This window comes from Kitasatospora sp. NPDC028055 (genome assembly GCF_040637885.1).
Classification (GTDB): domain Bacteria; phylum Actinomycetota; class Actinomycetes; order Streptomycetales; family Streptomycetaceae; genus Kitasatospora.
The window spans coordinates 225,983-250,026 of sequence record NZ_JBEZXE010000003.1 but is presented as its reverse complement, the minus strand read 5'-3'; the positions used below and the strand labels follow the sequence as shown (position 1 = coordinate 250,026).

The following is a 24,044-nucleotide window of genomic DNA, read 5'->3' as shown; positions in this document are numbered from 1 at the left end:
GTGGCTGCGCGGGGGTGATGACCGCCGTGCACGTCACCAGGGCACTACACCGGCGTCCTCGAAGAACTGGCCCGTCGGGCCGTCGTCGGGCAGGGTCGCCAGCTTGATGGCGATGGCCGCGCCCTGTTCGGGGGTGCGCACGCCCCGGAAGCCGTTGAGGTCGGTCGCGACGTAGCCGGGGCAGCCCGCGTTGATCAGGATGTTCGTGCCGCTCAGCTCCCGGGCGTACTGGACGGTGACGGCGTTCAGGAACGTCTTCGAGGGCGAGTACGCCGCGGCCACCGGCCCCGTGGTCAGTTCACCGGCGGCCCCTGACTGCCGGGTGAGGGAGCCGACACTGCTGGACATGTTCACGATCCGCGGTGAGGCAGAGCGGCGCAGCAGCGGCAGCATCGCATTGGTGACGCGGATGACGCCGATGACGTTGGTCTCCACGACCGTGCGGATGGTGGCGAGGTCGACGCGGGTGGGCTCCTGGGGCATGCCGCCGGTGATGGCGGCGTTGTTGACGAGCACGTCGAGGCGCCCGGCCTGTTCCTCGATCAGTTGTGCGGCGGCTGTCGCGCTCGCGTCGTCGGTCACGTCCAGCGGTACGCCGAACGCGTCGACGCCGGCCGCGCGCAGTCGCTCCACCGCGGCCTGGCGACGCTTGTCGTGGCGGGCGCCGACGCCGACGCTCCAGCCGAGGGCGCCCAGGCCTGCGGCGATCTCGTAGCCGATTCCCTTGTTCGCGCCGGTGACCAGCGCAGTCGTTCGTTCGCTCATGGAGACCATGCTGCTCTCGGACCCCGGCGGGGGTCCAAGACCGATCGGGTGGGCAACGATACCTGTCAGGTATCGATCCGGAGTACCGTGGCCGGATGGAGACCAGGGAACTGCGCTACTTCGTCGCTGTCGCCGAGGAGTTGAACTTCGGGCGGGCCGCGCAGCGGCTCGGGATCGCACAGCCGCCCCTGTCGCGGGCGATCCAGCAGCTCGAACGCCGACTCGGGGCAACGCTGCTGGATCGGACCAGCCGCAGCGTCACGCTGACCGAAGCCGGCGCGGTGCTGCTGGCCGAGGGCCGGGCGGCCCTCGACGCGGTCGAAGCGGCCGAGCGCCGGACCCGCCGCGCCGCCCTTCCCCCGACCGGCCGTCCCGGCCTGGTATTGGTTACCAAGGCCAGCGCGTCCCGTGAACTGCTGGCGGAACTCCTGGACGCGTACGCCGCCGAACCCGGCGCGGTCCCCGTCGACGTCATCCTGTGCGGCCCGGGCGAGCAGGAGCGACTCCTGCGCCAGGGCCGGGCCGACGTGGCGCTGCTGCACCGGCCCTTCGACTCGACGGCCGGGTTCCACACCGAAGAACTCAGCACGGAGGGCCAGGTGGTGGTCCTCCCGGCCGGGCATCCGCTCACCCTCCGGAGCCATGTGCACATGGCCGACATCACCGGGCTGCCCGGCCTGCCCCTGCCGCGCTGGCCCGGCCCCGACGGCAGCTACCCGCCCGGCCCAGGGCCGCAGGTCCGCGACCACGCACAGTTGTTGCAGCTCGTCGCGCTCGGCCGTGCCTGCGCGGTCTCGCCGGAGTCGTGCCGAACCCAACTGCACAGTGACCTCGCCGCCGTACCCGTGCTGGACGCGCCGAAGGTCACCACCGTGATCGCCTGGCCGCCGCACCTTCGGTCCAGAGCCGTCGCCGACCTGGTCCGGACCGCGACCGGTCTCCGGTAGTTCCCATCCGCCTGGGCCACTACGAGAGCACCTGGCCACCCTCCCCCCACATCCCCGGGAGACCGGCGCCCAGCACCCAGGCCGGATAGTGCTGCGCCGCCAGCGCGGGCGAGGGCGGGCTGCCCGGGTGCAGCACACCGGCCGGGAAGAACGCCGCCCGGCAGCGCCGGCACCACCAGCCGCCCCGCCACCGCTGCACCAGGTCCTGCCAGCGCGCGTGCTGGACCCGTAGCCGCTCCTCCTCCCGCCGCCGAGCGCGCCGCCGGGAGACGGTGCGCACCACCAGGGCTGCGGCCGTCAGCAGCGCCGGGCCGACCAAGCCGCCCAACAGGTAGCCCGCGCGGTAGACGTCGTCGTGACGGCCCAGGTCCGGATCCGGGCGCAGCATGGCGAGCACCCCCAACAGCAGCCACAGCGCCGCCAGCGCCACCAGTACGGCCACCGCCGCACTCTCCCGTACGGGCGCGGGCCCCGGCGCGGGCGGCGGGGCCAGGTGGGCGGCCGCCGGTGGGTCCACGGCGGCCGCGGCCACGTCCTCCAGGGCCTCGGGCACGGGCAGGGCGTGCTCCCCGGCGGCACAACCCGGGCATACGGCGCTCATCGAACAGTCCACTACTCGGGGTGACTTGTGCGCGAACGAACCTGGCACGCAGTAGACCACGAGGAACTGACGGAACGTCACTCAATTTCCGCAACCGCCGGTGGCGGACGGCCACCGGATGACCTCGGCACCCGGCCGGGCCCCTGACCTCCTCGGCCCGCCCCGCCCCCGCCCGGCGGTCCTCAGGCCGACGCCACCGCGCCCGGACCGTACGCCTCCAGATAGCCGTCCACCTGCGCACGCCGGTAGCCCCGGGGGACCACCGCGAACCCCGCGAACACCGCGGCCGCCGGGTGCCGGTGCGAGGCCTGCGCCAGGTGGGCGTCCACCTGCGCCGGGTCGTAGCCGCGCCACGCCGGGGCGAACACCGGCACCGCTCCCGCCGCTACCCGGTCGACCTGTGCGGGGTCGTAACCGCGTCGCACGACGCGAAACCGCGGCCCACCCGCACGCCGCCCCGGCGCGGACGCCGACGCCAGGTACGCATCCACCTCGGACCGCTCGTAGCCCCAGCGCACCAGGTCGAACCCCCGGCGGGCGACCGCGTCCACCGGCACCGCAGCGGTGGCACTGGCAGTGGCAGTGGCAGGAGCACCGGCGCCGGCGGGGTGTCCGGCGGCCAGCGCGCGGTCGACCTGGGCCCGGTCGTAGCCGCGCCGGGCGATGGTGAAACGCGGGACGTCCGGGCGCTGGGAGACTGCCAGGGCCAAGTAGGCGTCCACCTCCGCGCGTTCGTAGCCGCGCCGCACCACGTCGAACCCGCTCCCGCCGCCCTCGGCCATTCGCCCCTCCCGCTGTCCCACCGGCCGTCTGCCGTCCCGTCAGCATCGCACAGACCCGCCCACCGGCCCCAGGACCAGGACCAGGAAGCAGGACCAGGAAGCAGGACCAGGACCGGCCCCAGGAACAGGAAGCAGGACCAGGACCAGGCCGACGCCCGCGGCGCCGGGCGGGTGGGTGTCCGTTCCTCGGTCACCCTGCGTCGGGGGCGGGTGCGGGCAGTAGGATCGTCGGCGTTGTCAGTCGTACACCGCTGGTAGGAGGCTTTTCATGGCTCAGGTCACGCTCAAGGGGAACCCGGTCGAGATCGGCGGCGCGCTGCCCGCCGCCGGCACCCAGGCCCCCGCGTTCACGCTGGTCGGCGAGGGCCTCGCGGACACCTCGCTCCAGGACTTCGCCGGCCGCCGCAAGGTCCTCAACATCTTCCCCAGCATCGACACCCCCACCTGCGCCACCTCGGTGCGCACCTTCAACGCCAAGGCCGGCGCACTCGACAACACCGTCGTCCTCTGCATCTCCGCCGACCTGCCGTTCGCCCAGGCCCGCTTCTGCGGCGCCGAAGGCCTCGACAACGTCAAGACCCTCTCCACCCTGCGCGGCCGCGACTTCCACGACACCTACGGCGTCGCCATCAACAACGGCCCCCTCGCCGGCCTCACCGCCCGCGCCGTCGTCGTCCTCGACGAGAACGACACCGTCCTCCACACCGAACTCGTCGCCGAGATCGCCGAAGAGCCCGACTACGAGGCCGCCCTCGCCGCCCTCAACTAACCCCCACGCAGCACCACACCCTGGGCCCGCCCCACACCGCCACCAACAGCGGCACGAGGCGGGCCCGGCCACACCCGCAGCAGCGACGCGTCGGCACCGAGATGCGCGCCGCCGTCCTGCACTTGGCCTTCGCGGGCCTGGACGCGCTGGAGGCGACGTCGGGAGCCTTCGAGGACAATGCCGCCTCCTTCGCCGTGTCCCGGAGGCACGGTTATGAGCTCGACGGCATCGACCGCCATGTGGTCCGCGGCCGGCCCGTGACGAACAGGCGGCTGCGGCTGACCCGTGACGCCTGGCAGGCGCGGGCGCGCGTCCCCGTCTCGGTCAGCGGGCTGCCTCCCTGCCTGTCGATGTTCGGACTGCCGATGGTCAGGTCGGCGCCGGAGATGATGTGACGTCTCGTCATTTGAAGGACTCCTGAGCGGTCGAGCTGGTGTAGAAAGAGCACGAGCAGCACGACCGAGCAGGGGGCTGGGAGAATGGAATCGGCGCGCACACTCGCCCTGGTGGCGGCCACCGTCACCTGCGGACTGACCGCCGGGCTGTTCTACGCCTACGCGTGCTCGGTGATGCCGGCGCTCGCGCGGGTCGAGGACCGGACGTTCATCGAGGTCATGCAGCGGGTCAACGTGGCGATCCTGAACGGCTGGTTCGTGCTCGGCTTCGTCGGCGCCCTGCTCAGCACGGCCGCCGCGGTCGCCCTGCACCTGCCCTCGGACGGTCACCGCGCGCTGCCCGCCACGATCGCCGCCCTGGTGCTCTACGCGGCGGCGATCGGGGTCACCCGTGTGGTCAACATCCCGCTGAACGACGAGCTGGAGCAGGCCGGGGCACCGCAGCGGCTCGCCGACCCGGCGGCGGTGCGCACCCGCTTCGAGGCGCGCTGGGTGCGCTTCAACGTGCTGCGCGCGCTGCTGTGCACGGCCGCACTGTGCTGCCTCGCCTGGGCGCTGGTCCTCAACGGGCAGCGCTGAGCGGCCCGTTGACCTGGACCGCCCCGGACCGACCTGGCCGGACTCCCGTGCGGCCCACCGGCGGGCGATCCGCCGGTGGGCCGCACGGGAGGCACGGCGGTTCCCCTCCTTACGCGCCCGCGACCCGCGTCACGAGGGGCTGGCGCCGCGCTGTACGGGACACCCTCGGGCGGACCAGGTCCGTGGCCGTGGCGATCCGGGCCGGTACGACGGTCGGAACCGGCGCGGCGGCCTCTCCCCCAGCGACCTCGACCGAAGCGACCTCGACCGAAGCGGCCCGGACCGAAGCGGGCCGCTGGAGGGTGAGTTCGAAGTCCCGGTGCGCCTTGGCCGTCGGCGTCAGGGCGGGCGGCAGCTGGATCCGCCCGTCCGCGGCCATCCGCCGTACGGCGGTGCGGCTGAGGCCGAGCCCGAGCATCAGCAGCCGTTCGATCCGGACCGGCACGGGCAGTTCGAAGCCGACCAGGACGGTGAGCGGCGTCGGGTCGTCGAGCAGGTGCAGGGGCGTCCGGACCTCCAGCTCCCAGGTGCCGGCCCAGTCGAGGCGGTAGCCGTTCCGGGCGGCGAGCGAGGCGCTCGTCGTCAACTCCCGGACCACGGCGGCGGCGTTGGTCTCGTAGGCCACCAGTCGGGCCGGGTCGAGCGAGGAGACGTGGGCGCGTTCGTGGACGGGCACCTTCGAGGTCCGGTCGCAGCCCGCGCAGCTCAGCAGCAGCCAGACGTCCAGCAGCTTCCCGCTGGCGTTGACGCGGATCTTCCCCGAGGGACGGTGCCGGGTGCCGGGGCAGTCCGGGCAGGGACGGACGACGGTGGGCAGCGCGGACTCACGCACGGCCCAGTGGGCCTTGCGGTCGGTATTCATGGTGGTGGTTGCTCTCAGGACTCTGCGGGAACGCCCCACGGACCCCGCCCCGGCGCGGCCCCGACCGTGACGGGCCGGAGCAGGGCAGGGCAGGGCGGATCGCGGGCGCTCCCGGGATGACGGATGCACACGTGGGCGCGCGTCATCGCCTCGGTACCGAGCCGTCAGGCTCCGAGGTCGATCGCGCGACAGGGTTCGCTGGTGCTACGTGGCAGCTGTTAAAAGTCCATGCGGGTGATCGTGGTCGAGGATCGGCCCGCGAGCAACTCATTATTCGGCGGGGCCGGGGCCCGGCCGGCCCGGGCCCCCGCCCGGTCAGCAGAGCGTCGCGAAGCGGTACCCGCGCGCCTTGAGGGTGGACAGGATCGTCGGCAGGGCCGCCGCGGTCTGACTGCGGTCCCCGCCGCCGTCGTGGAGCAGGATCACCGAACCGGGGCGGACGTTGTCCAGCACCCGCGACCGGATCGCCGCCGCGCCCGGCCGGGACCAGTCGGCCGGGTCGACCGACCAGAGCACGACCTGCTTGCCGAGCGCCGCCGCCCGGGAGCGCACCGTGCCGTTGACCGCCCCGTAGGGCGGGCGCAGACACGTCGGGGTGTGCCCCGCCCGGGCACGGATGGCCCGGTCGGTGTCGCCGACCTGGGCGTTGAAGGAGGAGCCGGAGAGCCGGCGCAGGTCCGGGTGCGACCAGGAGTGGTTCTGCACGCTGTGGCCCTGCCGGGCGACCTGGGCGGTGAGCGAGGGGTGGGCGGCGACGTTCTCGCCGAGCTCGAAGAAGGTCGCGCGGACTCCGTAGCGGTCGAGGATCGAGAGGATCCTCGGGGTGTAGGCCGGGCTGGGGCCGTCGTCGAAGGTGAGGTAGACGACCTTGGCGCCGCCCTTGCCCCCGGAGGGACCGGCAGCCTCCGCGGTGTCGGCCGGCACCGCGACCACCGCACCCGCCGCCAGCGCGGCGACGGCGAGCGCGCCGACCACCGCCCGGAGCCGCCCACCCGCCCGCCGTCCAACTCCACTACACCCAAAGGCTGGTAAGGCCATGCCGCCCCCTGGTGTCGGAACTGCCGTGTACCGACCAGTCTGCGCCGCCGACCGCCGGCACCGCGACCAACCCGAGGGCGAAGGGGGACGAAATCGGCCAGCCGGACCACCGCCCTTGACCTGCCCTCCAGCGGTTCCTGAGCGGACCGGCGGACGCACACCGGCAGGACGGACCCGCACCGGAGCCGTGACGAAAAGCTGTGGCGCGGCGGCGAGGACGGGCGCTATGCTCCCCGGCGATGAACACTTTCGCTGCTCTCGGATCGGAGGTCCCGTTCGCCAAAGGTGAGTGCTGATGCTCACTCACACCGCGAACGAGGATGACTCCCGCTTCTCCTTCTGGCGGCGCGTACGCGAGTACGCCGTGCCGCCCTCCATGATCGAAACCGCCACCGCGCGCCGACTCGCCGGTGACTGGGCCGGGGCCTGCGCCGCCGCCAACGTCGAGGTCGACTTCCGCCTGCGGGACGTCGCGCACGCCCACGGGCACGCACTGGCCGAACGGGTACGGGAGGACCTGCGTCGCCTGGCGCCGGACCTGCTGCGCTGGCACCTGCCGCGCACCGCCCCCGCCGGACTGCTGCGCGCCGGGCTGACCGTCCCGCTCGCCCGCTATCCGGGCGAACGGCCGGTGCACCTCGTCGTCCGGACGCCGCCCGCCTGGGCGGAGTACGGGCAGCGGATCGGCCTGGCGCTCTGGGACGGTTCGGATCCCGGCCCGGCCCCGCACCCCCATCCGCGCCCCAGCCGCCGGTACCGGCTCGACCTGCACCGGCACCTGTGGGACGCGGGCCGCAGCGGGGAGTTGGCGGCGCGGTCCGGCTCCCTCCCGCCAACTGGGGCACCGTACAACGGAGTCGGGCCCCACGGGCTGCGCCGGGCCGTCGACCGCTGGCCCGCCGAGGCCCAGCTGCTGCTGCACGCCGAGGGGCTCCCGCCAGGGCCCGTCGCCGTACGGCTCGGACGCGGCGAGCGGCTGGTGCTCGGGCCCGACGGCCACGCCGAAGCGGCGGTCGGGGACGTCCGGGCGCTGCCACTGCTGCCCGACGCGGCGACCTGGGTACCGCCCGACCTCGACCTGCTGCACAGCGGGGAGCTCGACGCAGACCGGCTGCACCCACTGGTCGCGGCCGCGCTGGCACCCGGCCACCGACCCCGGCAGGAGGACCGCCCACCCGCCGGGCAGAGGCTGGTGGAGTGCCGCGGCGCCAGGCACCGGATCGCCGTGGTCGACGGGGTGCTGACCGCACTCGACCACGACCCGGAACAGCTGCGCCGCGAGGAGCTGCTGGCCGCGCTGTCCGGCACCCCGCTGCCCTGCCTGCGCGCGATCGACCAGGCGCACCGCGATCCGGCCGAACTGGACGACGTGCGCCAGCGGTTGAACCACGGCGACACCGCCGGAGCCCTGGCCGTGGTGGAGGACCTGCTCGGCCGACAGGCGGCACTGCGTGAGGGCCCGCTGCGGGAGGAGCTCGCGGCGGCCGCCGAGCGCCGGGTCGCCTACGGCCTCTACCGCTCCGGCCTGACCGTCGACCGGCAGGCCAGGACTGCGAAGCCCCTGACCCACTACGACTTCTACCGGTTCGGCCTGCCCCGACACCGGGGCCGCAGCCACGCGTTCCCGCGGCCCCCGCACACCGCTGCCCGCTGATCCACTCGAAACCGCGTACCGCCGCCCGCTGATCCGCCGATCCGCGAGAAACCCGCGCACCGCCACGCGCGGAACCCACTGGCCTCCTCCGACCTCCAAAGGTGATCACCCATGCCCGTGACCATGTCCACCCCCGCCACCCCCGCCCGCCTCGACGTCGCCCGCCGGCTCCTCGACCTGCTCGCCGACACCCGCACCGAACCCCGCCCGGACGACCAACTGGAGGCGCTCACCCTGGCGGTGGCCGCGGACCTGCCCGTGCTGCTCTGGGGCGAGCCCGGCATCGGCAAGACCGCCGCCCTCAACCAGCTCGCCGAGGCCCTGGACCTGCCACTGACCACCGTCATCGCCAGCGTCCACGAGCCCTCGGACTTCTCCGGCCTGCCGGTCGTCGGCGACGACCCCGCGCAGCAGGGCATCCCGCTGGCCCCGCCGGACTGGGCGGTGCGCCTGGTCCGGGCCGGGCACGGGCTGCTGTTCCTGGACGAGCTGTCCACCGCGCCGCCCGCCGTGCAGGCGGCGCTGCTCCGGCTGGTCCTGGAGCGGCGCATCGGATCGCTCCAACTGCCGCCTGGCGTACGGATCGTGGCGGCGGCGAACCCGCGCTCCTCGGCGGCCGACGGGTGGGAGCTGAGCGCACCGCTGGCGAACCGCTTCGTCCACCTCCAGTGGGTGCACGACCACGAGGTGGTGGTGCGCGGCCTCGGCGGGGTGTGGCCGGTCGCCACCCTGCCGCAACTCGATCCGGCGGAGCTGTCGGCGGCGGTCGGCTTCGCCCGCCGGGCGGTCTGCGAACTGCTCACGGTGAGGCCTGAGTTGGTGCACCGACTGCCCACCAACGAGACCAGGCGGGGCGGTGCCTGGCCGTCCCCGCGCAGCTGGGACATGACGCTGCGGCTGATCGCCTTCGCCACCGCGGCCGGCTCCTCCCGGGAGGTGCTGTCGCTGCTGGTCCGGGGCACGGTCGGGGACGGGCCGGGGCTGGAACTGATGGCGAGCATGGACCGGATGGACCTGCCGGACCCCGAGCTGCTGCTCGCCGACCCGAGCGCCGCCGTGCTGCCCGAACGCGGGGACCTGCGCCAGGTGGTGCTGGACGGAGTGGTGGCCGCGGTGCGCAACCGGCCGGAGCGGGCGCGCTGGGACGCGGCCTGGGCGCTGCTGGTGCGGGCGATGTCGACCGGCGCGCCGGACGTGCTGGTCGTCCCGGCCACCACGCTGGCCTCGCTGCGCCGGGAGGACTGGGAGGTCCCGGCGGCAATCGAGCACCTCGCCTCGACGGTGGCGCTGTCCCGGCGGGCCGACCGCGCCGCCGTCCGGACCGCCGCCCGCACCGACGTGACGGCCGGCCGATGAGCACGAGCCGCACGCCGAAGGGCACCGTGCCCGAGGGCAGCACGCCGCCGGGCACCACCCCCACCGGCGACACCCCGCCGGACACCGGCTGGAACACCCGGACCCGGCCCGCCGCCACACCGCTGGACGTCCGCAGGCGCGGCAAACCGCTGACCGCCCGCCCCCTGGTCGTACCGCTACCCGTACCGCGGTCCCCAGCACTGTCCGCACGGGCGCGGAAACCGGTGCCGGAGCCGGTGGACGCGCGCCCGGCGGACGCGCGCCCGCTGGACCGCGACAAGCTCTACGCCGCCCGGCTCCAGGCCGCCCGGGCCCGCCCCTACCTGGCGACCGCGCTGTTCGCCCTCCACCTGGTGGAGGACCGCCAGGTCCCGACCATGGCCGTGGACCGCCACTGGCGCTGCTACGCCTCCCCCGCCTTCGTCGACCGCACCCCGGTGGAGGACCTCGCCTCGATCTGGGTCCACGAGGTCTCGCACCTGCTGCGCGACCACCACGGGCGCAGCGACCGCCTGGCCCGCGTCCTCGGGCTGACCGAACCTGCGGACCGGCTGCGGATGAACATCGCCGCCGACTGCGAGATCAACGACGACGCCTTCGGTGACGGCCTGGTCACGCCCGCGGGCGCACTGACCCCGGAGCTCCTCGACCTGCCCGGGGGCGAGCTGATGGAGGACTACGTCCGCAGCTTCCGCTTCGACCTGCGCCGGCTGAACCTGGCCTGGCTGGACTGCGGCAGCGGCGCCGACGGCGTGGACCGCCCCTGGGAGCTGGGCCCGGACGGCGCCCACGGGCTGACCGCCCAGGAACAGGACGCGGTCCGCTTCCGGGTCGCCGAGGGCATCCGGGGCCGCCCGGGGAACGCCCCGGCGGGCTGGCGGCGCTGGGCCGAGGAGGCGTTCCACCCGCCGCAGCCGTGGCGCCAACTACTGGGCGCGGCACTGCGCTCGGCGGTCTCCGGGCCGGGCGCGGGCGGGGACTACAGCTACGGCCGTCCGGCCCGCCGCGCGGTCTCGCTGCCGGGCGTGGTGCTGCCGAGCCTGCGGCGGCGCCCGCCCCGGGTGTCGGTGGTGATCGACACCTCGGGGTCGGTCTCGGACCAGGAGCTGGGCAGTGCGCTGCTGGAGGTCGCGGCGATCGGCCGGGCGGTCGGCGGCCGGCACGACCTGGTCACCGTGCTGTCCTGCGACGCGGCCCCGCAGTCCGTCGGCGCGCTCTGCCGCGCGGCGGGCGTCCCGCTGGTCGGCGGCGGCGGGACGGACCTGCGGACGGGCTTCGCGGCGGCGCTGCGGACCAGGCCGCAGCCGGACGTCGTCGTGGTGCTGACGGACGGGCAGACGCCCTGGCCGTCGGTCGCGCCCTCCTGCCGTACGGTGGTGGGCCGGTTCCGGCGCGGGGCCCGGTACAGCGAGAACAACGGCGAGTACCGGCCGGGCGCACCGCCGAGCTGGGCCCGGGTGGTCGACATCGGCTGAGGGGCGCGACGAGAGGAGATCCCCGTGCACGACGACGGGCTGACCGCGAACCCGGAGCAGGGCCCGGAGCAGGACCCGGAGCAGGGCCCGGACGAACACACCGCCGGGACGGCCCCCAGCGGCCCTGTGCTGGACCTCCTGGCCGAACACGGACGCACCCGGCGGATCCGCACCACGGCCACGGCCCGGCTGCACCGGCGCTGAGCCACCGCCCGGCGAGGGCGCCCCAGCACGGCGAAGCCGGCCCCGGCAAGGGTGTCGGCCCAACCCGGGGCGTCCGAGAACTCCTCCGTGCAGTGGCACCGCCGGTCCGGAACGAAGGCGAAGCTCAGGACGTACCACCCGTCGAACGGCGGCCGGCCCCCGGATCGGAGCTGGCCGACCGCCGCCCGGCGGGCGCCGTCAGCCGACCATGGCCGCCAGCACGCTGCGCCAGTCCTCCCCCGGCTCCGGCTGGAGCGCGGCCGCGAGGGTGTCCGCCCGGTAGTGCCACGGGCGCCACAGCTCGGGGTCGGCGTCGGGGCGCAGGTCCAGGGTGCTGTCCGAGCCGAGCAGCCGGATCAGCTCGGTCCCGAACTCCGCCCAGGAGACGTGCCCGGTGATCGCGTTGACGATCCGGCCGGCGGCGGGGCTGTCGGGCAGGGCACAGGCGGCGAGGGCGCGGGCCAGGGCGGCGGAGTGCACCCAGGCGGCGCCGTTCCACTGCTCCGGCTCGCCGTCGGCCGCGGCCGGCAGGGCGATCGGCCGGCCGGCCAGGGCGGCCTGGTAGAGGTCGCCGGTGGAGCCCCAGCGGAGCTGGTCGCGCAGGCGGTGGTGCGGGCCCCAGACGATGGGGGCGCGCACCACGGTGGCCGGGCCGTGGCCGGTGGCCTCGGCGGTCTCGAACAGCATCCGCTCGCAGTCGAGCTTGGCCTGCCCGTAGGCGGTGACGGGTGCACCGCTGGGGCCTCCCTCGGCGACCTCGGTGCCGGGCGGGCGCCCGTAGGCGTCGATGCTGCTGACGAAGACGAACGGGCCGCCGGACCAGCCGTCCAGCAGGGCCCGCATGGCGGCCCGGTCGACCTCGTGCTCGGTGAAGGTGCAGGCGGCGTGGATGACGGCGTCCACGTCCTTGACCGCGCGCTCGAGGCTGTCGAGGTCGGCGAGGTCGCCCTCGGCGATCTCGGCGCCGTGCAGGGCCGGCAGGTGGGCCGACTCGGGGCGGACCAGGACGCGTACCGGCCGCCCCTGGGCCATCAGTTCCTGGAGCACGGCGGCACCGACGCCGCCGGTGGCGCCGGTGAGCAGCACGGTGCCGGTGCGCGGCTCGGTGCTGTGGAAGCCGTCGACGCGGGTGAGGGCGGCGCGGCGCTCCTCCTCGCGGGCGGCGAGCAGGGCCGCGAGGGCGCGCGGGGTGCGGTGCTCCAGGATGTCGAGGCCGGTGAGCGGCACGCCGACGCGGGTGCGCAGGCGTTCGGCGAGCTGGACGGCGACCAGCGAGTAGCCCCCGAGGGCGAAGAAGTCGCCGTCGGCGGGCGGGACGCTGCCGAGCAGTTCGCCGAAGGCGGCGCGGACCAGGTCGAGCGGGCCGGTCGCCGCCGTCGCCCGAGCCGCCGTGGCCCGATCCGCCGTGGCCCGATCCGCCTCCGCAGCGCCCGAGCCACCGGGAGCCGCCGCACCGGCGGCGCCGGGCAGCCGCCCGCGGTCGACGGCGCCGTCCGCGCCGCGCGGGATGCGGTCCAACAGGGTGACGGCCAGCGGGAGTTCGGCGGCGGGGACGGCGGCCCGGAGCAGGGCGCGCAGGTCGGTGCCGCTGGGGGCGACCGCGCCGCGCACCACCGCGTAGGCGAGCGGCGGGCCGTCGGCGGTCTCCACCAGGGCGGCGTCGGCTACCCCGGGGTGGGCCGCGAGGGCCGCCAGCACCGGATGCCGGTCGGCGCGGACCAGCGGTTCGCCGGGGAGTTCGGCGAGCGGGCGGTCCGGGTCCTCGACGGCCGCGCGGAGCACGGCGGCGAAGGCCTCGGCCAGCCGGGCGGCGGTGGCGCCGTCCAGGGCCGCGTGGTCGTGCTGGACCAGGCAGCGCGGCCGCGGCCCCTCCTCCAGCACCAGGGTGAGGTCGAACTTGGCGAGTTCCAGGTCGACGTCGACGTGTTCGGCGTCCAGGCCGGGCAGCGTCAGGGCGGTCGCGGGCTGGACCAGGTCGCAGCTGGCCGACAGCAGCGGGGTGCCGTCCGCGCCGCGCGCCGCCGCGCCGAGCCGCTCGACCACCAGGTCGAAGGGCACCTGGTGGTGCTGCTGGGCCTCCAGCAGGGCGCCGCGCACCAGGGCGATGGCCTCGGCGAAGGAGGCGTCCCCGGCCGGTTCGGCGCGCACCGCGAGGGTGTTGACGCCCAGCCCGACGGTGCGGCGCAGTTCGGGGCGGGCCCGGTGGCCGCTGGCGCAGCCGAGGGTGAGGTCGTCCTGGCCGGCGGCGGTGCGCAGGGTGGCGAAGGCGGCGGTGAGGACGACGGCGAACAGGGTGGCGCCGTGCCGGGCGCCGAGCTGCCGCAGGCCCTCGACGGTGGCGGGGTCGAGCGGCACGGCGTGCAGGCCGGCCCGGCGGTCGCGGGCGCCGGGGGCGACCGGCCGCAGCAGCGGCAGCGGGCGGGCGCCGGCCAGCCGGGCGGCGAGGGCGTCGGCGGCGGCGGTGAGTTCGGCGTCGCGGGCGCGCTCCTGGCGGGCGTACTCGGCGTACCGCATGCCGGGCGCCGGGAGCCGGGGCTCGACGCCGTCGCGGGCGGCGGCGTACAGCTCGGCGAGGTCGGCGGCCAGGACGGGCAGCGAGCCGCCGTCGACCGCGATGTGGTGGATCGTCAGCAGCAGGGTGTGGTCCTCGGGCGCGTGCCGCAGCAGCAGCACGCGCAGCACCGGGCCTTCGGTGAGGTCGAAGGGGCGGGCGGCCTCGGCGGTCAGCTGCTCGGTGCCGTCGCCGGTGGCGTCCAGGACGGCCAGCGGGACGGGACCGGCCGGTTCGAGGTGCTGGTACGGCTGTTCGCCGCGGCGCGGGTAGCGGGTGCGCAGCACGGCGTGCCGCTCGGTGAGGCCGGTGAGCGCGGTGGCGAGGGCGGCTTCGTCGAGCGGCCCGCGCAGCCGGGTGGCGATCGGGACGTTGTAGAGGGCGCCGCCCTGGCCGAGCTGCTCCATCAGCCACATCCGCTGCTGGGCGTGGGAGAGCGGGGCCGGGCCGGCGTCGACGGCGGCGGCGGCCGGGCGCTGCGGGGCGAGGGCGGTGCGGCGGTTGCGGGCGCGCCGCAGCAGGTCGTTCTGGTCGTTGCTCATCGCTGGGGTGCTCCCTGGGTGTCGTCGGCGTCCCGCAGGGCGCGCTCCAGTAGTTCGGCCTGGCCGGCCACGGTGGGGTGGCCGAGGAAGTCGGCGAGGGACAGGTCGATGCCGAACTCCCCGGCCAGGTCGTCGACGACCCACATGGCGAGCAGCGAGTGCCCGCCCTCGGCGAGGAAGTCGGCGGCCGGATCGGTGATCGGGCGTTCCAGGGCGCGGCTCCAGGCCTCGGCGACGACCTGCTGGATCGGGGTGAGTTCGGCCGCCGCGCCGGTGTGCTCCGCCGCCGGGTCCGGGGCGGCGGCGAGCGCGCGGCGGTCGACCTTGCCGTTGCCGGTGAGCGGCAGGGCGGGGAGGACGGTCCAGGCGGTGGGCACCAGGTGGGCGGGCAGTCGCTCGGCGAGCCGGGTGCGCAGGGTCTCGGCGGCCGCCCCGGCGCCCTCGGCGAGGACGACGCAGGCGGTGAGCGCGGCGTCGGCCTGTCCGGGGCGGCGGACCACCACGGCCGCCTCGGCGACCTCGGGGAACCGCAGCAGGGCCTGCTCGACCTCGCCGGGCTCGATCCGGAAGCCCCGAACCTTCACCTGGTCGTCGGTGCGGCCGTGGAACTCCAGTGCGCCGTCGGGGCGTTGGCGCACCAGGTCGCCGCTGCGGTAGGCCCGGCCGCTGCCGGGGAGTTCGCGGAAGCGCTCGGCGGTCAGCTCGGGCCGGTTGAGGTAGCCCTGGGCGAGCCGCCCGCCGCCGATCCACAGTTCGCCGATCTCGCCGGGCGCGACCGGGGCGAGCCGCTCGTCCAGGACGAGGGTACGGGCGCCGCCGAAGGGGCGTCCGATCGGGACGGGGCCGCCCGCGCAGTCGGCGGGGGTGATCCGGTGGGCGGTGGTGAAGGTGGTGGCCTCGGTGGGCCCGTAGACGTTGTACAGCTCCAGCCAGGGGAAGGCCCGCAGCACGGCCCCGGCATGCTCGGCGGCGAGCGCCTCGCCGCCGACGGCCAGGGTGCGCAGCACGCCGAAGATCCGGGACTCCTTGGCGGCCAGGTGGTGGAAGAGCGCGGTGGTGAGGAAGGCGGTGGTGGCGCCGAACCGCTCGATGTCGCGGACGAGTTCCTCGGCGCTGGGCCGCTCGGTCGGGGAGACGGCGACGGCGGCGCCGTGGGCGAGCGGCGCCCACAGTTCGAAGGTGGCGGCGTCGAAGGAGGGGGTGGAGTGGAAGAGCACCCGGTCGCGCGGGCCGAGGGCGAGCCCGTCGGGGGCGGTGACCAGGTCGGTGACGGCGCGGTGCGGGACGAGCACGCCCTTGGGGCGGCCGGTGGAGCCGGAGGTGTAGTAGAGCAGGGCCGGCGCGTCCGGCTCGGCGGCGTCGGGCACCGCCGCGCCGGTCTCCTCGGTGCCGCGCTCGGTGAGCACCAGGGTGCGCTCGGCGGGCAGTCCGGCGTCGGCGAGCAGCGCCTTGTCGCCGAGGACGAGGCGGACCTCCGCGTCGGCGGTCATCTCGGCGATGCGCGGGCGCGGGTAGGCCGGGTCGAGCGGGACGACGAGGCCGCCGGCCCGCCAGACGGCGAGCTGGGCGACGGCGAACCTGGCCGAGCGGGCGCACAGCAGGCCGACGGCGCTGCCGGGGCCGATCCCGCGCGCGGCCAGAACGGCGGCCAACCGGCCGGCGGCGTCGTGGAGTTCGCGGTAGGTGAGGTAGGTGGCGCCGTCGGTCAGGGCGAGCGCGCTCGGGTGCTGCTCGGCCTGCCGGGCGACCAGCGCGGGGAGGGTGGGGAGGACGGGCGTCATGGCTGGGTCCCTTCCGGGCGCCCCGGCGCTGGGGCCGGGGCGCCGCTGTTCAGATCGGGAGGTGCGACGGGGGCGCGGCGGGGGCGGAGCCGTCCCGTACACAGAGGGCCGGACGGGGCCCGGTGCACGGGACGGCTCCGGGTCCTCAGGCGAGGGACGCGCTGGGCATCCGCTCCTCGACGAGCCGTGCGACCGCCCGCAGATCGGGCTGGCGCAGCAGCAGCGGGGCGCGCAGCCGTACGCCGTACTCCCCCTCCAGGGACTCCAGCAGTCGGGCGGCGGCCAGCGAGTTGCCGCCCGACGCCAGGAAGTTGTCGCCCGGGCCGAGGTCGGCACGGCCGAGCAGCTCACGGCAGAGCTTCACCAGGGTGCGCTCGACCGCGGTGTCGCCGTCCTCGCCGACGGCCGCCGGGGCCGCGGGCTCGGCGGCGAGCGCGGCGAGCAGCGCCGCGCGGTCCACCTTGCCGTTGGGGTCCAGCGGGAAGGTGTCGACCAGCCGTACGGCCGAGGGCACGGCCTGCTCGGGCAGCCAGGGCCGGACAGCCTCCAGCAGGCTCGCGGTCTCCGCGTCGGCCTCGGCCTGGACGAAGGCGAGCAGCCGGACGCCGCCGGTGGCCGCGGCCTCGGCGGCCACCACAGCGCGGCGCACCCGGTCGTCGCGCTCGAAGGCGGCCTCGACCTCGGCGGGTTCGATCCGCACCCCGCTGACCTTGACCTGGTCGTCCAGCCGGCCGTGGAACTCCAGCACGCCGTCGGCGCGCATCACCACCCGGTCGCCGGTGCGGTAGACCCGGTCGGTGCCGTCCACGCCGGGGGGCGCCTGGACGAAGCGGCGGGCGGTCAGCTCGGGGTCGAGGTAGCCGGCGGCCAGGCCCCGGCCGCCGATCCGCAGCTCGCCGGCCGTCCCTCTGGGCACCGGGTCGCCCTGCTCGTCGGTGACCAGCAGGACGGCGCCGGGGATCGGCAGGCCGATCGGCGGCGCACCGGCGCCGTGGTCGCCGCCGGGCGCCATGGTGTGCACGGTGGTGGCGACGGTGGCCTCGGCGGGGCCGTAGGCGTTGTGGACGGTCGCGGTGACCTCCGGCCCGGGGGCGCGGCGCAGCCGGTCGCCGCCGACCACCAGGTGGCGCAGCGCCAGCCCGGCGGGCCAGGGCCGGTTGAGGATCGGCTCGGCCAGCGGGGTGGGCAGCAGGGAGACCGTGATGCCCGCCTCGCGCCACCAGTCGGTGAGCGCGCCGGAGTCCCAGCGGACGCTCTCGGGGGCGACGACGAGCGCGGCGCCGGAGGTGAGGGTGGCCCACAGCTCCATCACGTGCGGGTCGAAGGCGACGCCGACCAGCAGGCTGTGCCGCTCGCCGGGGCCGAGGCCGGTGAGCTCGCGGTACCAGTGCAGCAGCGCGCCGAGCGCCGGTTCGGTGACGGCGACGGCCTTGGGGGTGCCGGTGGAGCCGGAGGTGAGCACGGCGTAGTGGGTGCCGACCGGCACGCTCACCTGCTCACCGGGCGTCAGGGCGGCCAGCAGGCCGGGGGTGGGCAGCCCGGGGGTGGTCGGGCCGGGGCTGGGCAGGTCGAGTTCGAGGCGCTCGCCGCCGGGCGGCAGCACGGCGGCCTCGCCGATCAGACAGGCCGGGCGCAGCTGCTCGGCGACGGCCTGGAGGCGCTTCTCGCCGGGGCGCGGGCCGAGCGGCAGGTGGACGGCGCCGAGCTTGGCTATCGCCAGGGTGACGGCGGCCAGCTCCGCCGAGTGGCCGAGGCAGACGCCGACCAGGTCGCCGGCGCCGACCTTGCCGCGCAGGGACGCCGCCACGGTGTCGGCGAGGCGGTCGAGTTCGGCGTAGCCGAGGGTGCGCCCGCCGTCGATCAGGGCGGGCGCCTGCGGGGTGCGGTGCGCCCAGGTGGTGAACAGGTCGAGGACCGCGCCGTCCTGGTGCGGGCGGCCGTAGCCGATGCTCAGGGATTCCATCATCGTCTCCAGATGCGTGCGTGACGTCAGTTCAGGCCCATGGAGCGGGCGATGATCACCTTCTGGACCTCGGAGGTCCCTTCGATGATCGTCGTCATCCGGACGTAGCGGTACAGGAATTCCAGGGGGTGGCCACGCACCCAGCCGGTGGCGCCGTGGACCTGGAGCGAGCGGTCCACCGCGCGGACGGCGGTCTCGGAGGCGGTGAGCTTGGCGAGCGCCGCGTTCTCGGGCGCCTCGGTGCCCTCGTCGACCAGCCGGGCGCAGGCGAGGGTGAGCAGCTTGGCGCACTCCACCTCGGCGCGGGTGGTCACCAGGTGCTCCTGGATGTGCTGGTACTCGCCGATCACCTTGCCGAAGGCGCGCCGCTCGCGGGCGTACTCGACGCCGATCCGCAGCGCGTACTCGGCGATGCCGTTGCACATCGCGGCGACCACCAGGCGGCCGCGGGAGAGGCTGTCCATGGCGAGGGCGGTGGCCGCGGCGATGCCCTCCTCGCCGCCGATCACGGCCTCCGGGCCGACGGTGACCCCATCCAGCAGCAGCTCGAACAGCGGCTCGCCGGACATCCCCTCGTAGCGCTGGCCGATCCGCAGGCCGGGCTGGTCCATCGGCAGCACGAAGGCGGTCGCCCCGGCGGTCGGGCCCTTGCCGTCGCCGAGGTCGGTGGCGGCCACCACCAGGGCGATCCCGGCGTGTTCGGCATTGCTGACGAAGGTCTTGCGCCCGTTCAGCACCCAGCCGTCGCCGGTGCGCACGGCGGTGGTGGTGAGGTGGAAGGCGTCCGAGCCGGCCTGCGGCTCGGTGAGCGCCAGGCAGCGGGTCTGCTCGCCGCGCACCAGCGGGATCAGGTGCCGCTCGATCTGCTCGGGGGTGCCGTGCCGCAGCAGCGGGCTGGGCCCGTCGGAGCCGGCCAGCGCGTAGGGGGCGAGCACGCAGCCGCTGCGTCCGGCGGCGTGGTGCAGCAGCACCACGGCGGTGAACGGCATGTCGGCGCCGCCGAGTTCCTCGGGGTAGTCGCCGGCGTAGAAGCCGAGCGCGGCGGAGCGCTTGCGGACGTAGGCCCGCAGGTCGCTCGGGACCTGGTCGGCGGTCTCCGGCAACTCGGCGGCGAGCGGGACGAGTTCGCGGCGGATGAAGCTCTCGAAGGCGTCCACGAGCTCGCGGTGGCCGTCCTCCAGGACGGCGGAGGGGGCGGTCACTTGACGTCTCCGGTGAGGACGCGCGCCTGGTCGGCCAGGACGGCGTGCCGGAACAGGGTGCGCAGCGGCGGGCGGCTGCCCAGGTGGGGCTCCAGGAAGGCGGCGAGCTGGGCGGCGAGCAGCGAGTGGCCGCCGACCTCGAAGAAGTGCGAGTCCGGGCCGAAGCGGTCGTGCCCGAGCACCTCGCGCCAGGCGGTGGCGATCAGCTCCTGGCCGGGGTCGGTGAAGGCGCTGGGCGCGCGCTCCTGTTCCCGCTCGGCGGGGGCCTGGTCGGCCAGCCGGGCGAGGGCGGCGCGGTCGGGCTTGCCGCCGGGCAGGGTGGGCATGGCGGCGACGGCCGTCCAGGTGGCGGGGACGAGTCCGCCGGGCAGCCGGCGGGCCAGCGCGTCGTGCAGGGCGGCCTGGTCGGGGCGGTCGGCGCCCTCCAGGAAGCCGACCAGCCGGGGGCCGGTCTGCGGGTCGTGGTGCAGCAGCACCGCGCAGGAGCGGCCGCCGAGTTCGGCGGAGGCGGCGGCCTCGATCTCCTCCAGTTCGATCCGGTGGCCGCGCAGCTTGACCTGGTTGTCGGCGCGGCCGAGGAAGCGCAGGCGCCCCTCGGTGTCGCGGTAGCCGCGGTCGCCGGTGCGGTAGACCCGGGCGCCGTCCAGGCCGGGGACGGTGATGAAGCGGGCCGCGGTGGGCTCCGGCAGGCCGAGGTAGCCTTCGGCCAGCAGGCCGCCGCTGACGGCGAGTTCGCCGACGCAGCCGTACGGGAGCGGGCGCAGCGTCTCGTCCAGGACGTGCAGGCGCACGCCGTCGAGTTCGGCGCCGAGCGGGATCTCGCCGTCCTCGGCGACGTCCTCGGCGGTGACCCGGTGGACGGTGGAGGTGACGGTGGCCTCGGTGACGCCGTAGGCGTTGAGCACCGTGGTGGCCTCGGTCAGCCCGGCCAGGGCGCGGGCGGGCAGCCGCTCGCCGCCGAGGACGAGCAGGCGCGGCGTCCAGCGGCCGTCGCGCAGCGCCTCGCGCAGGTCCTCGCGGACCGCGAGCAGGTAGCTGGTGGGCAGGTTGGCGACGGTGACGCCGCGGGCGGCGAGCACGGCGACCAGCTCGGGCCCGGTGGGCACCTCGCGCTGCGGCACGACCAGGGCGGCGCCGACCGCGAGGGCGGGCAGCACCTCCTCCAGCGACACGTCGAAGGAGGGCCGGGCGAACAGCAGCACCCGGTCGGCGGCGGTGAGTTCGTAGCGGGCGGCGATCGCGGCGACGTACCCGGCGAGGGCCTCGCGGCCGACCAGGACGGGCTTGGGCACGCCGGTGGAGCCGGAGGTGTGGATGACGTACGCGCCGCCCTCCAGGACGGCGGCGGGCTCGGCCTTCGGGAAGGCGGGGCCGTCCAGCAGCGCCGGGGTGACGCCCTCGGCGGGCAGCGCGAGCGCGCTCTGCCGGGTGGCGAGGACGAGCGCGGGGGCGAGCCGCTCCAGCAGCAGCCCGAGCCGGGCGGCCGGGTCCTCGGTGGACAGCGGCGCGTGGACGGCGCCCAGGCGCAGGCAGGCCAGCAGGGCGACCACGCTGTCGGTGCCGCGCGGCAGCACGGCGGCCACCGGCTGGCCGGCGGTGACCCCGGCAGCGCGCATCCGGTCGGCCAACTCGCCGACGCGGCGGTCCAGTTCGCCGTAGGTGATCCGCTCGGTGCCGGCCAGCAGGGCGAGCGCGGTGGGGTCGTGGGCGGCGGCCGGGTCGAGTCCGACCGGGACGACCGGGGTGGCGGGCTCGGCCGCGGGCTCGGGGGCCAGCGCGGCGAGCACCGTCTCCGGGGCGTCCAGGTAGCGGCGCAGCAGCTCCAGCAGGCGCTCGGACAGCAGCACGGCCCTGGCCTCGCCGAACAGGTCGGCGTCGTAGTCCCAGATCAGGGTCATCCCGGCGGCGCCGTGCTTCTCGCCGACCACCCGGCGGTCGTCGGGCAGCAGCACCAGGTCGAGGTCGAAGCGGGTGGTGCCGGTGTTGAAGCCCTCGTACAGCGAGACGTCGAGCCCGGGGGCCTGGACGTCGGGCAGCGCGGCGTCGTGGGCGCTGAACATCACGTTGAACAGCGGGTTGTCGGCGCCGCCGGTGTGCAGGCCGAGCCGGCGGGTGAGCTCCTGCACCGGCAGGTCCTGGTAGGGCAGGGCGCGCATCAGGACGTCGGTGACCTCGTCGACGGCCTCGGTGCCGGAGGCGGCCGGGTCGAGCCGCAGGCGCAGCGGCACGGTGTTGACGAACATGCCGACGGTGCCCTCGAAGCCCTCGGGGCGGTTGCCGACGGCGGTGCCGACGGTGACCTCGCGGTGGCCGCTGTGCCGGCGCAGCAGTTCGGCGAACAGGGCGAGCAGGGTGCTGAACGGGGTGTGGCCGTCGGTCCGGCTGCGCTCGCGCAGCCGCTCGGCGAGGTCGGCGCCGATCGACTGGCGCAGCTGCCCGCCGCGGTGGCGGCGCTCGACCCCGGGGTGGGCCAGCCCGGGCAGGGTGACCTCGCGCGGGGCGTCGGCCAGCTCCTTGGTCCAGAAGGCGAGGGCGCGCTCGCGGGCCTGCGGGTCGGCCTCGGTGCGGGCGTGCTGCTCGTACGAGGGGGCGGTGGCCAACTCGTAGGACTCGCCGAGGACGTGGGCGCGGTAGACGGTGAACAGGTCGCGCAGGAAGATCGCGAAGGAGTGGCCGTCGTGGACGAGGTGGTGCTCGACGTGGATCAGCCGGTGGTGGTCGTCGGCGAGCCGGACGAGGTGCCAGCGCAGCAGCGGCGCCCGCTCGGTGTCCAGCGGCTCCTCGGCCTCCGCGGCGAGCAGGGTACGGAACACGGCCTCCGGGTCGGCCTCGGCGGTGAAGTCGCTGTGCCGCAGCTCCGGCCGGCAGTCCTCGGCGACCCGCTGGCCGGGGAGGCCCTCCGCCCGGGGCACCAACTCCAGGCGCAGGCCGGGGTGCTGGGCCAGTACGGCGGTGAGGCCGGCGTGCAGGGCGTCCCGGTCGAGGGTCCCCCACAGGTCGAGGACGCCGGTGAAGTTGTAGGCGCGGCTGCCCGGCTGCATCTGCTCGTGCAGCCAGACGATCTCCTGCGAGGGAGAGAGTGCGAACATGGGTGATTCCCTTGTGTGGTGGGCGTGTCGGCACTGCGGTGGCCGGGCGCGGGCGTGGGGTGGTCCCGGCGCGGCCGGTGGGGGCCGGACCGCACCGGGGTGGGGGCGCGGCCCGGGGGTCCTGGGAGGTGGAGGCGGTCCTGGAAGGTGGAGGTGGTCCTTGGAGTGGTGGTCCTGGGAGGTGGATGTGGCCCTTGGGGAGGATGGGGTCTGAGGGGCCGTAGCGTCTAGAGGTGACGGCGCAGCACGGCCAGCAGCTCGGCGAAGGCGGCCTCGGCGTCGGCGGCCGGGAAGCGCTCGTCGTCCCAGGCCAGGCGTACCGTCAGCTCCTCGCCGTGGGAGGCGGAGACGGCCGTCGGCGCGGCGAGCGGGCGCCCGCCGAGGTGGACCTCCCGGCCGGGGACGCCGCCGAGCACCAACGGCGGGCGGCGCTGGAGGTCCTCGAAGGTGAGCATCGCGTCCAGCCCGCCGGACCAGGGCGATCCGGCGACCCGGGCGGCCCGGACCACCTCGTCGAAGGGGGTTCCGGCGTGGTCGAGGTCGTCCCACCAGTCGTCGCAGAGCGCTTCCAGGTCGGTGGCGGGCCGGGTGGGCACGGCGTGCACCAGGGTGTTGAGGAAGCAGCCGAGCGCGGCGGGCGCGCCGGGCGGGCGGCCGCCCCACGGATAGCCGAGCGCCAGCGGGCCGTCCGCGCGGTGCAGGCGCCTGGCGGCGGCGCCGACGGCGTCCAGCAGGGCGGGGAAGATCGCGCCCCGGGCGCTCGCCGGGACGGCGGGCAGCCGCTCGACCAGCATGCCGGTGGTCCGCGCGGCGCCGCCGCCCGCCCCGGTCAGGCCGCCGAGCCGGCGCCCCCAGTGGGCCTGGGCGGCGGGCCCGGCGGCGGACTCCTCTGCGGCCAGCTGGAGTTCGACGGCCTCCCGGAAGTCGGCGACGGCCTGCGGGCCGGGGCCGGGCGCGGACGGCTCGTCCCGCCGGTAGGCCTCGGTGAGTTCGCCGACCAGCACCCCGAGCGACTGCTCGTCGCAGGCCGCGTGGTCCAACGCGAGGGCGAGCAGGTCCTCACCGCCGTCCGGCTCCCGGGCCACCAGCAGGCGCAGCGCGGGCCCGTCGAGCGGCCAGTCCAGCAGCGCCGCGCGCAGCGCCCGGTGGGTGCCGGCGCCGGGGTCCACCTCGATCCGGGCGACCTCGACGGAGGGGCCGCCGGTGCGCAGCACCGGGGTGCCGCGGACGGTCACGAAGGCGCCGCACAGCGCCGGGTGGGCAGCAGCGACGGCGGTGGCGGCGCGGCCCAGCCGGTCCAGGTCGAGGGCGCCGGCCGGGTAGGCGAAGAACAGCGGGGCGACGTCGGAGCGGGTCTGCGGGGCGAGTCGGCGGGTGATCAGGAACCGCCGCTGGGCGCCGGTCAGCGGGAGCAGTTCCATCGGGGAGTCGGCGGCAGCGGCGCGGTACCGGGCGAGGTAGGCGGCGGTGATGCTGGCGTGCACGGAAC

19 protein-coding genes are annotated in these 24,044 nt (G+C 75.9%); 8 read left to right on the top strand and 11 right to left on the bottom strand.

The features are described 5' to 3' along the window. Positions 1-33: 33 nt before the first annotated feature. The gene (locus AB0F71_RS07140; RefSeq protein WP_360229414.1) at positions 34-765 is read right to left on the bottom strand and encodes an SDR family NAD(P)-dependent oxidoreductase; all 732 of its coding nucleotides are present in this window, start codon (positions 763-765) and stop codon (positions 34-36) included. A gap of 95 nt (positions 766-860) precedes the next feature. Between AB0F71_RS07140 and AB0F71_RS07135 the strand changes: the two genes are divergently transcribed. Then, entirely contained in the window at positions 861-1,712 is an 852-nt protein-coding gene (locus AB0F71_RS07135; protein WP_360229412.1) for a LysR family transcriptional regulator, read from the top strand. A 19-nt stretch (positions 1,713-1,731) separates the two neighbouring features. Here the strand turns inward: AB0F71_RS07135 and AB0F71_RS07130 are convergent, their stop codons facing one another. Beyond that, positions 1,732-2,313: a hypothetical protein gene (locus AB0F71_RS07130; protein WP_360229410.1), complete on the bottom strand. Its 582-nt coding sequence runs from the start codon at positions 2,311-2,313 to the stop codon at positions 1,732-1,734. 182 nt (positions 2,314-2,495) lie between these two features. After that, positions 2,496-3,095, bottom strand: a complete 600-nt coding sequence (locus AB0F71_RS07125) for a DivIVA domain-containing protein (protein WP_360229408.1) — start codon at positions 3,093-3,095, stop codon at positions 2,496-2,498. A gap of 268 nt (positions 3,096-3,363) precedes the next feature. Between AB0F71_RS07125 and tpx the strand changes: the two genes are divergently transcribed. From tpx to AB0F71_RS07110, 3 genes are all read left to right on the top strand, one after another. Then, a complete protein-coding gene (gene tpx / locus AB0F71_RS07120) occupies positions 3,364-3,864 on the top strand; it encodes a thiol peroxidase (protein WP_360229407.1) in 501 nt (166 codons plus the stop codon). A gap of 101 nt (positions 3,865-3,965) precedes the next feature. Then, a complete protein-coding gene (locus AB0F71_RS07115; RefSeq protein WP_360229405.1) occupies positions 3,966-4,259 on the top strand; it encodes a GNAT family protein in 294 nt (97 codons plus the stop codon). Between the two features lie 84 nt (positions 4,260-4,343). Continuing rightward, positions 4,344-4,838, top strand: coding sequence for an anthrone oxygenase family protein (locus AB0F71_RS07110; RefSeq protein ID WP_360229403.1), 495 nt, complete (start codon positions 4,344-4,346; stop codon positions 4,836-4,838). A 109-nt stretch (positions 4,839-4,947) separates the two neighbouring features. Here AB0F71_RS07110 and AB0F71_RS07105 read toward each other — a convergent pair whose 3' ends face one another. After that, positions 4,948-5,700, bottom strand: a complete 753-nt coding sequence (locus AB0F71_RS07105; RefSeq protein WP_360229401.1) for a DUF1062 domain-containing protein — start codon at positions 5,698-5,700, stop codon at positions 4,948-4,950. A gap of 315 nt (positions 5,701-6,015) precedes the next feature. Beyond that, on the bottom strand, positions 6,016-6,675 hold the full coding sequence (locus AB0F71_RS07100) for a polysaccharide deacetylase family protein (RefSeq protein WP_360229399.1): 660 nt from the start codon (positions 6,673-6,675) through the stop codon (positions 6,016-6,018). Between the two features lie 358 nt (positions 6,676-7,033). Here AB0F71_RS07100 and AB0F71_RS07095 point away from each other — a divergent pair, with 358 nt between their 5' ends. The 4 genes from AB0F71_RS07095 (at position 7,034) to AB0F71_RS07080 (ending at position 11,427) form a co-directional block, all read left to right on the top strand. Continuing rightward, positions 7,034-8,392 carry a hypothetical protein gene (locus AB0F71_RS07095; RefSeq protein ID WP_360229398.1) on the top strand — a complete coding sequence of 453 codons (1,359 nt, stop codon included), beginning with the start codon at positions 7,034-7,036 and terminating at the stop codon, positions 8,390-8,392. 111 nt (positions 8,393-8,503) lie between these two features. Beyond that, positions 8,504-9,748: a MoxR family ATPase gene (locus AB0F71_RS07090; protein WP_360229396.1), complete on the top strand. Its 1,245-nt coding sequence runs from the start codon at positions 8,504-8,506 to the stop codon at positions 9,746-9,748. Then, positions 9,745-11,223 carry a VWA-like domain-containing protein gene (locus AB0F71_RS07085; protein ID WP_360229394.1) on the top strand — a complete coding sequence of 493 codons (1,479 nt, stop codon included), beginning with the start codon at positions 9,745-9,747 and terminating at the stop codon, positions 11,221-11,223. Before AB0F71_RS07090 ends, AB0F71_RS07085 begins: the two co-directional genes overlap by 4 nt. Positions 11,224-11,247: 24 nt before the next feature. After that, positions 11,248-11,427, top strand: coding sequence for a hypothetical protein (locus tag AB0F71_RS07080; protein ID WP_360229392.1), 180 nt, complete (start codon positions 11,248-11,250; stop codon positions 11,425-11,427). A gap of 198 nt (positions 11,428-11,625) precedes the next feature. On the opposite strand, the gene AB0F71_RS07075 is transcribed toward AB0F71_RS07080, so the two are convergent. The 6 genes from AB0F71_RS07075 to AB0F71_RS07050 form a co-directional block, all read right to left on the bottom strand. After that, positions 11,626-14,520, bottom strand: coding sequence for a condensation domain-containing protein (locus AB0F71_RS07075; protein WP_360229390.1), 2,895 nt, complete (start codon positions 14,518-14,520; stop codon positions 11,626-11,628). Further along, positions 14,517-16,301, bottom strand: a complete 1,785-nt coding sequence (locus tag AB0F71_RS07070) for a non-ribosomal peptide synthetase (RefSeq protein ID WP_360229388.1) — start codon at positions 16,299-16,301, stop codon at positions 14,517-14,519. Before AB0F71_RS07070 ends, AB0F71_RS07075 begins: the two co-directional genes overlap by 4 nt. Positions 16,302-16,446: 145 nt before the next feature. Beyond that, positions 16,447-18,264, bottom strand: coding sequence for a non-ribosomal peptide synthetase (locus AB0F71_RS07065; RefSeq protein WP_360229386.1), 1,818 nt, complete (start codon positions 18,262-18,264; stop codon positions 16,447-16,449). Positions 18,265-18,290: 26 nt separating this feature from the next. Then, a complete protein-coding gene (locus AB0F71_RS07060) occupies positions 18,291-19,466 on the bottom strand; it encodes an acyl-CoA dehydrogenase family protein (RefSeq protein ID WP_360229384.1) in 1,176 nt (391 codons plus the stop codon). Further along, positions 19,463-22,555: an amino acid adenylation domain-containing protein gene (locus AB0F71_RS07055; protein WP_360229382.1), complete on the bottom strand. Its 3,093-nt coding sequence runs from the start codon at positions 22,553-22,555 to the stop codon at positions 19,463-19,465. The genes AB0F71_RS07060 and AB0F71_RS07055 overlap by 4 nt, the downstream gene beginning before the upstream one ends. Before the next feature lie 227 nt (positions 22,556-22,782). Next, positions 22,783-24,039, bottom strand: a complete 1,257-nt coding sequence (locus AB0F71_RS07050; RefSeq protein WP_360229380.1) for a non-ribosomal peptide synthetase — start codon at positions 24,037-24,039, stop codon at positions 22,783-22,785. Positions 24,040-24,044: the final 5 nt, after the last annotated feature.